Genomic DNA, 13,474 nt, shown 5'->3' with positions numbered 1-13,474 from the left:
TTTTTTAACCATTTTTACACAGGGGAAGAAAATACTAGAAAAAGGGTTTTTTGTAGTTAAAACCGCCTGTTTGTATTCATGACGAATTCCTTAATTATCAGAAAAATAATGGCCTCGATTCTTCATGAAAAACCGCTCTATATCAAAGGATAAGCACCTAATTGATAATGATAATGGTTTTCAATTAGTGTTGACATTGATAATCATTATCAAATAGTATAGCGGTAAGCCATTGAGCAAACGAAAAGGAGTGGAATCACATGAGTGTTCATATAAAGAAATCCAATCAAGAATTATTGAATCAACAAAATCAACGGGAATCGAATGCCCGGTCTTACCCGCGTCGTTTTCCCTTAGCGATTAAGGAAGCAGAAGGGGTCTACATCACAGATATGGAGGGGAACCGGTACATCGACTGCCTGGCCGGAGCGGGGACGCTTGCTTTAGGGCATAACCATCCGGTTGTCATTGAAGCGATGGAAAAAGTGCTTCACGATAAACTTCCATTACATACGCTCGACCTTACGACAGAAGTGAAAGAACAATTTGTGGATGAGCTTTTCTCCAGTCTTCCGGAAGGGTTTCGCGATCGTGCGAAGGTTCAATTTTGCGGACCGACCGGGGGAGATGCGATTGAAGCAGCGTTGAAGCTTGCCAAAACAGCAACGGGTAGACAAAGCATACTGACCTTCCAGGGCGGTTATCACGGAGCGACCCACGGAACGATGGCGATCAGCGGAAACCTCGGACCTAAGAAGCGAGTACAGGGACTGATGCCGGATACACACTTCCTTCCATACCCTTATGATTATCGTTGTCCTTTTGGAAAGGGAGGAACAGAAGGAGCAGAGCTGAGTGCTACATACATTGAACGATTGCTGGACGATCCAGAAAGCGGCATTCTTCCTCCGGCAGCGATGATCTTTGAAACCGTCCAGGGTGAAGGAGGTTCTATTCCAGCTCCCATTGAGTGGTTGAAGGAAATGCGCCGGATCACCCAAGAACGTGGCATTCCACTGATCATCGATGAAGTCCAAACAGGGATCGGCCGGACAGGAGAGATGTTCTCATTCGAACATGCGGGCATTGTGCCGGATGCTTTTGTGCTTTCTAAAGCAATTGGCGGCAGTCTTCCGTTATCGGTTGTCGTTTATGATCGTGATCTTGATGCATGGGAACCCGGTGCTCATATTGGGACCTTCCGTGGAAATCAGATGGCGATGGCTGCAGGAACAGCCACCCTCCAATACATGAAAGAGCACAAGCTGGCTACCCATGCAAAAGAAATGGGCGGGAAGATTTTTCAAGCCTTATGCGAACTGCAAAAGGATTATCCGCAGCTTGGGGACGTCCGCGGCCGTGGCTTGATGCTTGGGGTGGAAATCGTCAATCCATCTGGTCAAGCAGGCAAGGATGGCAGTTATCCAGCAGATCCTGATTTGACGAGCCGGATTCAAAAAGCCTGTTTTGACCGTGGGTTGATTCTTGAGAGTGGAGGGCGTCATGGATCTGTGCTCCGATTCCTGCCACCACTTATCATTACAGAGGAGCAGGTCGATACCGTTATTTCCATCTTCAACGAATCTGTCGCTGCTGCTGTTGCGGAGTGATTGTATGGGAACGACGACTAAACGAGCGGCTACCGCATTCGATTCGTTTTTTCTTCCATACGGGGAAGAGGGCGAGGAGCATTTCCGGAACCATGTCGAACTCGTGGTTGATACACTGGCGGATGTTTTTCAGGAGATGGATCAGCCATTTCAAGGAAAGACCGTTCAGGACATTCAACAAGAGCTTAACGGAATGCTGGATCTCTCAGAAGATCCACAGTCCCTTCATGAAGTCCTTCGGGAAATCAAAGGGCCGGTTCTGAAAAACAGCCTCCACGTTTCGCACGAAAGAAGTATGGCCCATTTACACTGTCCTCCCGTTTTACCAGGCGTGTTGGCAGAACTGATCATATCGTCGTTGAACCAATCGATGGATTCATGGGATCAAAGCCCTGCGGCGACTTATGTGGAGGAAGCAATGATCCGTTACTGGTCGGATTTGATAGGTTTTTCCGAGCGGGGAGACGGCGTGTTCACAAGTGGCGGGACACAGTCTAACTACATGGGAATGCTGCTTGCGCGTGATGAATTTTGTTTATCGAAATGGGGGCATATCGTTCAAAAAGATGGACTGCCGGGAGCGTTCAAAAAGATGAGGGTGCTTTGTTCGGAGGAAGCTCACTTTTCTGTGACAAAATCCGTTTCGCAGCTCGGTCTTGGCGAGCAGGCGGTCGTTCCCGTCCCCGTCAACGAGGACCATCAGATGGAGCTGGATGAGGTCAGTCGTACCGTTGCCCAATTGGAGCAGGAAGGGCTTCTGCCTTATGCGATTGTCAGCACCTGTGGGACGACGGATTACGGAAGCATCGATCCTCTTGAAGGTTTGGCAGATTTTTGTGAAGAAAAAGGCCTTTGGCTTCATGTGGACGCGGCCTACGGGGCGGGACTTCTGCTTAGTGAAAAGCACATAGATAAGCTTGCAGGAATCAACCGTGCGGATTCGGTGACACTCGATTTCCATAAATGGCTGTATCAGCCGATCAGCTGTGGGATGTTTGCCGTCAAAGACCAGAAGCACCTGCGGTTGTTATCGCACCATGCCGACTACTTGAATCCTTTAGAAGATGAAGAAGAGGGCATTTTGAACCTTGTAAATAAAAGCGTCCAGACGACGCGCAGGTTTGATGCACTGAAAGTTCTCTTGACCTTGAAAGTCCTCGGAACGCGGTTATTAGGGAGTATGGTCGATCAAACAATGGAAGTCGCGCGTTTTGCTGCAGAGGAACTGGAGCATCGACACCGTTTCTTTGTAGAAAATCCATCTCCTGAACTTTCGGCTGTCGTATTTCAGTACCAGTCGGAAGAAAGCTCGGATGTGAGCGGTTTGAACCGGAAAATCCAGCAAAAGCTTTTTCACGAAGGAAAGGCCGTGATTGCGAAAACATCGGTCCGAGGAGAAACCTATTTGAAATTTACACTCTTGAATCCACGTACGACGGAGGAAGATGTTTTGGCCGTGATTGAGGAGATTGAACATACAGCGAAACAGATATTAGGAGGGACACCTCATTGAATAAAGCAAAAGAAATCGCCGAAAAGGCAACGATGCAAAGCTTTTTGAATTGCTACTTAAGAGAAACAGGCAACTATGAATGGATGAATGCTGGCGAAGGCGATGGAAAAGTGCTGTTCATCCCTTTGGTCCGACAGAATCTGGTTATCCATGCACCTGTGAACTATTGGTCGCTAACTGGGAGGCACTTGTTTGACTTTCCGATGACCTATCAAACAGAGGGAAGCGAAGAATCCCATACCCTGGACTATGTCACAATGACGACTCTTCTTGTGAAGGAATGGCTAATCGGCAATGGACAGGAATGGGCGGAAGATGAACTCATCCTCCGTGTGCTACTCAGCTGCAAGAAAATGAAAGATTATGTAGCTGCAAGGTTCAAAGATCGTCATCAGCTGATGGACGAAGACTTTACATTTATCGAAGCGGAGCAGTCGCTGCTGTTCGGGCATTTGTTGCATCCGACACCGAAAAGTAAACAAGGACTGACCGATGTGGAAGACCATCAGTATTCCCCTGAATATAAAGGGCGCTTCCAGCTTCACTATTTTAGTGTGAATCCGGATCTTATTGAAGAAGATTCCAGTTTGGACCGTTCCGCATCCAGCATCATCTTTGAAGGCGTTAAAGATACAGAAGGGGCGGAACCACTTGTAAAGGAGTGGAACCAAGGCCGACTTCTACTTCCTATGCACCCCCTGCAAGTGCCGGTTGTTTTAAAAGATACGGAAGTCCAAGGGCATCTGGCTTCAGGAGAAGTTAGACATCTTGGACCAGCGGGAGAATGGTTTACGGCGACTTCTTCGTTCCGGACTCTGTACAGTGAATCTTCCCGGTTTATGTACAAGTTCTCTGTGCCGGTCAAAATTACGAACTCATTAAGAGCGAACCAGCCGAAGGAACTGGCCAGAGGAGTGGAAGTTTCACGTCTGCTCGATACAGAGCTGGGTGAGCAAATGAAAAATCATTATCCGAACTTCCATATAATGAAGGATCCTGCGTCGATCGATCTTCTTTTAAGAAAAGAAACGTCAGGCTTTGAGGTTTCGTTAAGGGAAAATCCTTTTTACCACGATGACGAGCAGGTGAGTCTTATCGCAGGACTCGTCCAGGATCATGCATACGGAGGTCAGTCCAGACTTTCGGCCATCATCCGCGGTCTTGCTGAGAAAGAAGGGCGGACAGTGGAAGAGGTCAGTCTCGATTGGTTTGATCAATATTTGTCGATCAGCATGGATCCTATTCTTTGGCTGCATCACACGCACGGTATTGCACTTGAAGCCCATCAGCAGAACTCGGTTGTAAGGATGGAAAAAGGGTATCCTTCCAAGTTCTATTACAGGGATAACCAAGGCTACTATTTCAGTCGTTCCAAGGCTGATCAATTGGTGGAATGGCTTCCTTCATTAAATAGCAAAAGCGATACGATCTGTGAGGATGAGGTCGCTGACGAACGGCTTCGCTATTATTTCTTTTTCAACCATTTGTATGGTCTGATCAACGGATTCGGTGTCAGTCGATTGGTCAATGAAGAAAAATTGATTGACCTTCTTCGGAACCGGTTGATGAACCATCTTCCATCTTCGTTTGTGCAAACGCTCTTGGAAGAAAGCGAGCTTCCTTGTAAGGCCAATCTATTGACTCGTTTGTATGATATGGACGAACTGGTCGGTCCGATGGAAGCACAGTCGGTCTATACAGCGGTCGATAACCCGCTTGCTGCAAAGGTGGGAGTCGTCCATGAGCATTGAGTTTGAAGTTTATGATGAAACCATCCAGCGCACCCTCTCATTTCGAAATGCCCAAATGGAAGATGTCGCATTGGTTCACAAGTGGATGAATGAAGAACACGTGCATCCTTTTTGGCAGTTGAATCTTCCGTTTGATCGGTTTGAAAAACATTTTCGGAAAGCCCTTTCCGACACGCATCAGACACTTTACCTCGGCATGATCGACGGGGAAGTGATGAGCTATTGGGAAGCTTACTGGGTCAAAGGGGATGTCATTGAGAACTCGTACACCCCAAAAACTTTCGACCAGGGCATCCATCTGTTGATCGGGGAAAAAGATTACCTCGGCTCAGGCTTTGCCCTGCCCCTTTTAAGAGCAATGGTGAGCTTTCAATTTAAGCACGAAGCGACAACGAAAGTCGTGGCCGAACCGGATATTCGGAATGACAAGATGATTCATATTTTTGAAAAGTGCGGGTTTACTCCGATCGCTCCTATCCAGCTGCCGGATAAAAAGGCACAGCTGATGTTTTGCGAAAGAGAAGCATTTGAATCGAGGTGGAACGATGAATACAGAAAAGCAAATTTTTGATGTGATCGGCATCGGACTCGGCCCGTTCAACTTAGGAATGGCCGCGCTCTTGGATACGGTTGATGATGTCTCCGCGCTGTTTTTAGAAAAAGAAGAAGAGTTCCAGTGGCACCCTCATTTATTGATGGAAGGGACGACACTGCAGGTGCCTTTTTTCGCAGACCTTGTCAGCATGGCGGATGTCACCAACAGGCACAGCTTTTTGAATTACCTGCAGGAACACAATCGTTTGTACAACTTTTACTTTTTGGAGAAATTCCACATTCCGAGAAAAGAATACAATCATTACTGCCGCTGGGTGAGCGACCGGGTGGACTGCCTGCGGTTCGGGAAAGAAGTCATCCATGTGAAAACCGCTGATCTCGGCGGAAAGACACTCTATCAAGTGACCGCTTACGATTCCTCCACAGGGGAGGAGCACACCTACACAGCCAAACATATAGTGATGGGGATTGGAACAGAGCCACGGGTACCGGAGGCGCTTCAAGACTCGCTTGGCGAATCCGTTTTTCATACGTCCGAATATTTGAAGCGGAAACCATCGTGTGATTTATCCAAGTCTGTGGCAGTGATTGGATCCGGGCAGAGTGCGGCGGAAGTTTTCCTGGATGTAGCCAAGCACCAGGAGGAAACGGGCGGTTCGCTCCAGTGGTACACAAGGTCGCAAGGGTTCTTTCCGATGGAGTACTCGAAGCTTGGGCTTGAGTATTTCTCCCCCGATTATATCGATTTCTTCTATGAGCTGCCTCAATGGAAGAAAGACCAGCTGTTACATAAGCAGGATCTTCTCTACAAAGGCATCAGTGCAGAAACGACCGCAGCTATTTATGACCATCTTTATGAGCGTACGGTCGGAAATGCTGATCCATCAATCCACCTCCAGGCGATGACCGAAGTGACGTCCATCGAAGCTAAAGAAAACCATTTGAGTTTAAGAGGTTATCAGAAGATCACAGAGGAGCGGGTTGAGATGGAAGCGGATGTGGTCATTTTAGGGACAGGGTATCAACCTCGTGTGCCCGCCTTTTTCTCAAGCATAAAAGACAGCATCACCTGGGATGATCATGGCCGGTTTGCCGTGAACAAAGGCTATGACATGGAGACAGATCTTAGGGCAGTTGGACACATTTTCATCCAGAATGGCGAACTTCATACCCATGGTGTCGGTGCCCCTGATCTTGGTCTTGGCGCGCATCGCAATGCGGTAATTATAAACAGGATCGCAGAAAGAGAAGTTTATTCAATACAGCAAAACAACGTCTTCCAAACGTTCGGAATGAAGAAGGATTTAGTCACACAACACCAATCATAAGAAAGAGGGGATCGGTTTGTTATTTCAACAGGACATTCATGAACAATTGAACGCAGAGAATTGGAAAAAAGCCAATCAACAATTGATGGCGAAAATGTTCGCAGAATACATGTACGAGGATATGATTCAGCCGGAAGTTTTACGTGTAGACGGGAAAACGAGAGCGTATGAACTGTCCGTTTCCACTGAGAAGTCCTATCGGTTCTTTGCGGAGAAGCGCTTGTTCGATAGTTTTGATGTCTCCGCTGATGAACTGATAAAAGTCGAGCAGGGGGTCCAGGAAGAAGCGGACAATGCCATCGAATTTCTGATTGACTTAAAGGAAATCATCGGCATGTCTGCAGAAACGACCGGCCATCTGATCAAAGAAATGAATGCGACTTTAATCGCTGATGTGCATCTCATGGAAAAGACAGACCGTTCGTCTGATGAACTCGCTTCCATCGATTATGCGGAACTTGAAGGATATATGAAGGGGCACCCGTGGATCACCTACAACAAAGGTAGAATCGGTTTCGGTTATGATGACTACCTGCGTTTTGCACCTGAGCACCAGCAGGAAGTGCAGCTTTCCTGGATAGCGGCACATAAAAATCTAGCAACCTTCCAATCGGTACAGAATCTCAGCTATGAAACACTTCTGAAGGAGGAGTTAAGTGTACAAGAGAGGGAGCGTTTCTTTTCTGAGGTTAGGAAACAGAACCGTAATCCGGAAGACTATTTCTTTTTCCCTGTCCATGAATGGCAGTGGAAAAACCAGCTGATCCAAAACTTCCCGGAAGAAATCGCGAAAAAGGAAATCATCGCGGTGGGTGATGGCGACGATGCCTATCTTCCTCAACAGTCGATCCGTACGTTTGTGAACAGAAGCTATAAAGAGAAACATCATGTAAAGCTTCCGATGAGTATTTTGAACACGCTCGTTTATCGCGGGCTGCCATCCGAACGGACAGTGATCGCTCCGAAAGTCACGGAATGGATTAAAGGCCTTTATGAACAAGATGACTTTTTAAAGAACGAGTGCCGGGTGATACTGCCGGGGGAAAACGCAAGCATCAATGTGGATCATAAACAGTATTCTGCAGTTAAGGATGCTCCGTATCAATACCTTGAAATACTGGGAACGATTTGGCGGGAAAGCATCTATACGTATTTGGAAGACGGCGAACAGGCTATCACACTTGCTGCGCTCGTCCACGAAGATCATCACGGGAAACCATTCATTCAATCCTTGATCGAGTCATCTGAACTGAATCCGGAAGATTGGATGAAGAAGTTTTATCAAGTGGTTATGGATCCGTTGCTTCACTACTTATACAAATATGGGACGGTCTTTTCTCCACATGGGCAGAATACAATTCTCGTATTGAAAGATTACGAGCCGCACCGTCTGGCGGTCAAAGACTTCGTCGATGATGTGAACGTGACAGACCAGCCATTTCCTGAGCTTCAGCACGTAACGGAAGAAATGAAAGCCGTGCTGCGAACAGAGCCACCGGAAGGCTTGACGCAGTTCATCTTTACGGGACTGTTCATCTGCCATCTGCGTTATTTAAGCCATATTCTAGAAAAGCATCATTTATTGAATGAAGAAGTCTTCTGGCAGCTGCTTGCTGAGTCGATCCTCGACTACCAGCGCAAGTTCCCGGAATTGAAGGAACGGTTTGTACTGTTCGATTTCTTCAAGCCGGAAATGACGAAGCTTTGTCTGAACCGCAACCGTATGGTCGATTATGGCTATGCCGATGGGGATGACCGCCCGCATGCATCAGAATTTGGCAAAGTAACCAATGCATTGGCTGCTTTTAAAGAACAGCCGATCGGATAACCTGACGAAAAGAGGGATGGATCGTGGCGATCATTGTACAAAAATATGGAGGCACTTCACTCCAAACCACCGAGCGAATCAGACAGTCAGCCGATCGGATCATCGGTGAACATAAGAAAGGAAACCAGTTGGTCGTTGCTGTCTCAGCCATGGGAGACGCCACCAATCATCTGGAGCAGCTCTCATGCGAAGTCTCTTCCTGTACGAATGGAAGAGAAAAGGATCTGCTTTTATCTACAGGTGAACAAGTGTCCTGCGCACTTATGGCGCTCGCCCTTCAAGAAAAAGGACAGGCAGCGATCGCTATGACCGGCGAGCAGGCAGGGATTGAAGTGGAATACCTTCACGGGAATGCTAGAATAACGGCGATTGATACCGACGCGATTGAAAAACAGATGCAAAAAGGGAAGGTTGTCGTTGTCGCCGGGTTCCAAGGCGCAGCTGCAAACGGAGAGATCTGTACGCTTGGCCGAGGAGGTTCCGATACGACGGCCGCTGCCTTGGCTGCAGCACTGAAGGCGGACCGTTGTGAAATCTGCACCGATGTCGATGGGGTGTATGCGGCAGATCCACGTGTGATCCCGGACGCAGGGAAATATTCAACCATGGATTACGACAGCCTGCTTACCATGGCTGAAATGGGGGCCGGGGTCATTCATCCGCGTGCGGTCGCCCATGCGAAAGAATATCAAGTGCCTCTTGTCATTCGTTCAAGTTTCTGCGAACACTCAGGGACCTGGATATCAAAAGATCCATCCCTTCCTTCTGTCGCAGGGGTAACCCACCAAAGAAGTCTCTGTCATCTCCGCCTTTCTGGAAGCAGCTTGAAAAAGGAAAAACTTTTAAGGGGGATGAAGGATTACGGCATGATCGGAACCAAGCAAATCCATTCTCATTCTGATGAGTTTCTCCTAGTGATTAAGGAAGACGACTTCAATCAGGCGATATCATGGCTGAACCAATCCAAAGATCAATTAGGAATCCAAACGATTCAACCGGAATTTCAACAATCGGCCATTCACTTGATCTTTGTGAACGAGGAAGAAAAAAGGATGCAGACTGCTTTGCTGAATGAGAAAAAGTTGATGCCTTTGGAAGGCGTCCATTCGATCGACACTCACCCAGCGGTATGGAGTGTTTCCGTTCCTGAAGAACATGGAATGGATTTGGCACGTCGGTTGTATGCTGCCTTTATGAGTGGGAAGCAGCACAAATTTCCACTTGCTCATTGAAAGTTAATCGAATGCCTGACCCCAACTGTGTTTAAGCTGGGGTCAGGCATTCTTTTTTATCGATCATAGGTTTCGGGATTTCGAATGAAAGGTATCTTTACTAAAGAGATTGAGTGAATTGGAAACTGTTTAGAAGTCTCGTCTATTACTATAAAGGGATGGTGAGTATGATCGATATCCATAACTATTTCAAAAATGATTATGAAGAATCCAGAGAGACATTTAGAGGTTTATTGAGTAAGGTTCAAAAAGTATGGCCAGAAGCCAAACTCTATCAGCATTCCATTGGTGAAAATGAAGACAACACGATTGACATCATTTATGCGGAAGCGACTTCTTCTAACGACAAAGTCGCCATGCTAACATCGGGAGAGCATGGGATCGAAGGATACGCAGGAGCAGCTGTCATCCATTTGTTCGTCGATCAATACCTTGAATCCATCGACCCATCGATCACAGGGGTGTGTTTCGTGCATGCCATCAACCCGTGGGGGATGAGGCATTTTCGCAGAGTCACAGAAAACAACGTGGATTTGAACCGCAACTACTTTTTAGAAGAAACGGAGATCCCTTATGACCTTAATGAAAATTACGAAAAAGAAAGTCACATCTTTCTCCCGAAGAAACCAGTGGATCTGATTTCTAAAGAGAAGACGGAGCTATATGAAGCTTTAAGTAAAGGGATGATGAACGAAGGGTACAAAGGAATCAAGCAGGCGAAGGGTATGGGACAGTTTCAGTTCGATCGTGGCGTATATTTTGGTGGTTACGATGAAGAGCAATCGGCTTCCCATATCAAAACGTGGCAAAGACACTTGTTGGAACAATTCAAGAAGGTCATTCACATGGATTGGCACACAGCCCTTGGCCCAACCAATGAAGTGACCATGGTTATCTCAGAGAAGCACGGCAAAGAGGAAGAGGAATTGAAAGCTTCCTATGGAATGGATAATATCCAGGTATTTTCTCCGGATGACGTCAAAGGAGATTCAACGAATTACTTTTATGAATTAAGAGAATCTGAATTCTCTTCTACCTCTCTTTTCTCAGCTTTATTTGAGTTTGGGACATTCGGGACCAGCCGCGAAGCAGAACTGCGGGAGTTTACGACGATCATCCTGGAAAACCAGCTGTATTGGGAAGGAACGGACCATCCGGAAAGCAGGGAATGGATCCGGGAAGAGTTGATGAATATGTTCTATCCGCAAGAAGATGAATGGAAGGAAGCGGTTTTGCAGGAAGCTCGTGTGGCGATTGAGGCTTTGTTAAAGGAAGAGGACATCCTTCAATCGTCAGCACCAAATCAAACGTTTTAGTGAATACAATCCCCCCCAGCAAACGTTAATAGCTGGGGGTTATTTTTATTATGAAACGTTTACCCTGCTGCTTCATGGTTTAAAAATTCTTTCGTTTCCGTTGCAATTTTATGGTATTCAATATTATGAACAGAGTGAGGAGTGTTTAATTCTATCATTCTTCCTTGTCTTGCCTTTTGGATGAAGTCCCGTTGGGTTCTGGACCATGTCTCTTTATCCCATCCTGTTCCCTCCCCGTTGGAAGCAAATAATAAGATGGGGACGTCGGGGGTAGGTAAGTTTCCAACCTTTTCAGCGTTACAGTGGATTTCTTTTACTTCATTCAACATATTTTTCGTAGCTGTTCGTCGATAAAAGACGGCGCGGTTTATCTCCTTTTCCCTTTCCGTCAACGTTCCTCCCTTCATAGCAGAACTTTCGGAGGCGTTTGGGATCCATCTTGTGATTCCCATTTTGGCTAAGAATGAAGCGAAATGGAACAGAGGAATATTGATTTTAAGATTTTCATAAGCTGCCGGCACCGCGATATCCAGTCCGATGATCGCCTTTACTTCTTCGGGGTGCTTATGTGCCCAATATAAGGCCTCAAGTCCCGAAGCCGAATGTGGAACTAAAATATAGGGGGCACGGATGCCTGCGTCAGCCAGGGCTTTGCGTGTTTGTGACATAATAGTGTGAATGTCACGAGGGCTATTGGTAATTTCACTGAACCCATAGCCTTGTTTCTCTACGACAGCAATCTTATATTGGTCTCTTAACAGTGAAAAAAGGGATTTGAAATCGAATATCGGGGAACTGATGCCGTTTCCTGACATGAAAACAAGCGTCTCCTGCCCGCCTCCTTCTTGATATACGTGCATCTTCTGATGATCAACTTCCACCATTTCACCCATAGGTACAAAAGAATCTTTCTCCCGTGCTAATTGCATGCTGTGATAGGCAGCGCTAAACGCAATAACTAAGAACACGATCCCAATAAAAATAAGCAGGATATTTATAATCATTTTGTCCTCCTCCTGAGTTTGGATAGACCATTGATTACTATTCCTTTTAGCTTACGAACTGTATCTTTCTACGGTTTCATTTTTTTATGAAGAAAAGGGGGGGAGCTGATGAGATCTTATTAGGACCTCTAATCTTTCATGAACCAAAGGAAATGAATGGCACTGGCGGCAATGTGAAGCATGTCCTTGATTGGACTCAGTTTTGTATTAAAAAGAATCGAGAATCATTGGGAGAAGGAGTGGAAAGGAAGAGGTTTGCTGTAGCTATAGAATACGTTTTACCTCAATAGGCGAAGGCTTTTTCTCTTGCTCGTTCAAGGTAGTCCTTTCAGAAATAACCTTAATTATTCAAGATAATAAGAAATAAAAAATTCCTGAGCCTAGTACTCAGGAATTTTATGTTTATCCATTAGTTAGCTTTTGTCCAATAAGCGGCTTCTTTATTGGAACGGATCGGAGGAAACTGGTCTCCGCTGCTCAATTCGATATGTTTTTCATCTTCAGTTACTTCGTTTTCATTTCCATCATTTACTAAACCGTCGAATTTGTATGTTCCGTTTTCTGGGGCTTTTTCTCCTGTTTTGTAACGATCAGCCATAGTTGAAAACTCCTTTTTGTAATGGTTTTATGTGCGCACATCCTATAGATACCCGTTTAACGAATGTTAAAACATGGAAAAATAATTGTGTGTTTTTTATATTTTATGTGACATTTCGAGATGTTTAGTCCTAGGTCAAAAAAGGAAACGCCTTCTATACATCAATAAAAGGAGGAGTTCCAATGGCACAAGATCCGAAACAAGCAGCCAAACAAATGAATGAAGAAAAGAAAGAAGATATTCTACAGCACTTTGACACGTTCAAAGATTATTTAGGTGACAAGGTCCAAAAAGGAGAAAAGTTAGGTTTAGGGGAAGAAGGTCTTTCCAAAGGGGCGAAGCGAGTAGCTGATTACCTGGCTGAGCACGAAGAACCGAGAAACCGTGAAGAGAAGGTCTTAAACGAATTATGGAATGTAGCGAATAAAGAAGAACGGGAACACATGGCTCATGTATTGGTTAAACTGACAGATCAAACCAACTAAAAGACAAGCGTCCCAGTCAGATGGGGCGCTCATTTTTTTATGAATAGTTGTTGGAAAACCATCTTACTTTCTTTTGTTTTAAAAAATGAGGGAAATCAGCCCAGTGAGGAGTAGTAGAACAGATCCTGAGAGCAGGATGATTTTTGTGGGTCGGTTAGCTTTGTGGAAGATTCTGAAAAACATGAGAATCACCTCCAGACAGAAGCATTCGTTTCTGGTTTATTTACGTTTCTAAAGGGGAAAAGATTCATTTT

The 13,474-nt window shown here is 45.8% G+C and carries 11 protein-coding genes; 9 read left to right on the top strand and 2 right to left on the bottom strand.

Annotation, left to right across the window (positions count from 1 at the left end; translation table 11 throughout):
- Window positions 1-260 precede the first annotated feature (260 nt).
- From GLV98_RS10530 to GLV98_RS10495, 8 genes are all read left to right on the top strand, one after another.
- Window positions 261-1,610: an aspartate aminotransferase family protein gene (locus tag GLV98_RS10530; protein ID WP_160914870.1), complete on the top strand. Its 1,350-nt coding sequence runs from the start codon at window positions 261-263 to the stop codon at window positions 1,608-1,610.
- 4 nt (window positions 1,611-1,614) lie between these two features.
- Window positions 1,615-3,123 carry a pyridoxal phosphate-dependent decarboxylase family protein gene (locus GLV98_RS10525; RefSeq protein ID WP_160914867.1) on the top strand — a complete coding sequence of 503 codons (1,509 nt, stop codon included), beginning with the start codon at window positions 1,615-1,617 and terminating at the stop codon, window positions 3,121-3,123.
- On the top strand, window positions 3,120-4,874 hold the full coding sequence (locus GLV98_RS10520) for an IucA/IucC family protein (protein WP_160914865.1): 1,755 nt from the start codon (window positions 3,120-3,122) through the stop codon (window positions 4,872-4,874). Before GLV98_RS10525 ends, GLV98_RS10520 begins: the two co-directional genes overlap by 4 nt.
- Window positions 4,864-5,445: a GNAT family N-acetyltransferase gene (locus GLV98_RS10515; RefSeq protein WP_202410011.1), complete on the top strand. Its 582-nt coding sequence runs from the start codon at window positions 4,864-4,866 to the stop codon at window positions 5,443-5,445. Before GLV98_RS10520 ends, GLV98_RS10515 begins: the two co-directional genes overlap by 11 nt.
- A complete protein-coding gene (locus GLV98_RS10510) occupies window positions 5,420-6,757 on the top strand; it encodes a lysine N(6)-hydroxylase/L-ornithine N(5)-oxygenase family protein (RefSeq protein WP_160914864.1) in 1,338 nt (445 codons plus the stop codon). Before GLV98_RS10515 ends, GLV98_RS10510 begins: the two co-directional genes overlap by 26 nt.
- A gap of 16 nt (window positions 6,758-6,773) precedes the next feature.
- Window positions 6,774-8,585, top strand: coding sequence for an IucA/IucC family protein (locus GLV98_RS10505; RefSeq protein ID WP_160914863.1), 1,812 nt, complete (start codon window positions 6,774-6,776; stop codon window positions 8,583-8,585).
- A 23-nt stretch (window positions 8,586-8,608) separates the two neighbouring features.
- A complete protein-coding gene (locus GLV98_RS10500; protein WP_160914861.1) occupies window positions 8,609-9,817 on the top strand; it encodes an aspartate kinase in 1,209 nt (402 codons plus the stop codon).
- A gap of 167 nt (window positions 9,818-9,984) precedes the next feature.
- Window positions 9,985-11,133, top strand: a complete 1,149-nt coding sequence (locus GLV98_RS10495) for a M14 family metallopeptidase (RefSeq protein ID WP_160914859.1) — start codon at window positions 9,985-9,987, stop codon at window positions 11,131-11,133.
- Between the two features lie 59 nt (window positions 11,134-11,192).
- Here GLV98_RS10495 and GLV98_RS10490 read toward each other — a convergent pair whose 3' ends face one another.
- Together GLV98_RS10490 and GLV98_RS10485 are read right to left on the bottom strand one after the other, a co-directional pair.
- The gene (locus GLV98_RS10490) at window positions 11,193-12,137 is read right to left on the bottom strand and encodes an alpha/beta hydrolase (protein WP_202410010.1); all 945 of its coding nucleotides are present in this window, start codon (window positions 12,135-12,137) and stop codon (window positions 11,193-11,195) included.
- Window positions 12,138-12,546: 409 nt separating this feature from the next.
- The gene (locus GLV98_RS10485) at window positions 12,547-12,735 is read right to left on the bottom strand and encodes a YjzC family protein (protein ID WP_160914857.1); all 189 of its coding nucleotides are present in this window, start codon (window positions 12,733-12,735) and stop codon (window positions 12,547-12,549) included.
- A 182-nt stretch (window positions 12,736-12,917) separates the two neighbouring features.
- Here GLV98_RS10485 and GLV98_RS10480 point away from each other — a divergent pair, with 182 nt between their 5' ends.
- Window positions 12,918-13,220, top strand: a complete 303-nt coding sequence (locus GLV98_RS10480; RefSeq protein ID WP_160914855.1) for a DUF3243 domain-containing protein — start codon at window positions 12,918-12,920, stop codon at window positions 13,218-13,220.
- Window positions 13,221-13,474 lie beyond the last annotated feature (254 nt).

Source organism: Halobacillus litoralis (assembly GCF_009856415.1).
GTDB classification, from domain to species: Bacteria; Bacillota; Bacilli; order Bacillales; family Halobacillaceae; genus Halobacillus; species Halobacillus litoralis_C.
This window is presented reverse-complemented; position numbering and strand designations above follow the sequence as displayed.

Excerpts from the sequence above, each read along its gene's own strand:
- GLV98_RS10530 (WP_160914870.1), top strand. The coding sequence starts at position 261 with ATGAGTGTTCATATAAAGAAATCCAATCAAGAATTATTGAATCAACAA.
- GLV98_RS10480 (WP_160914855.1), top strand. The coding sequence starts at position 12,918 with ATGGCACAAGATCCGAAACAAGCAGCCAAACAAATGAATGAAGAAAAG.
- GLV98_RS10490 (WP_202410010.1), bottom strand. The coding sequence starts at position 12,137 with ATGATTATAAATATCCTGCTTATTTTTATTGGGATCGTGTTCTTAGTT.
- GLV98_RS10495 (WP_160914859.1), top strand. The coding sequence starts at position 9,985 with ATGATCGATATCCATAACTATTTCAAAAATGATTATGAAGAATCCAGA.
- GLV98_RS10485 (WP_160914857.1), bottom strand. The coding sequence starts at position 12,735 with ATGGCTGATCGTTACAAAACAGGAGAAAAAGCCCCAGAAAACGGAACA.
- GLV98_RS10510 (WP_160914864.1), top strand. The coding sequence starts at position 5,420 with ATGAATACAGAAAAGCAAATTTTTGATGTGATCGGCATCGGACTCGGC.
- GLV98_RS10525 (WP_160914867.1), top strand. The coding sequence starts at position 1,615 with ATGGGAACGACGACTAAACGAGCGGCTACCGCATTCGATTCGTTTTTT.
- GLV98_RS10515 (WP_202410011.1), top strand. The coding sequence starts at position 4,864 with ATGAGCATTGAGTTTGAAGTTTATGATGAAACCATCCAGCGCACCCTC.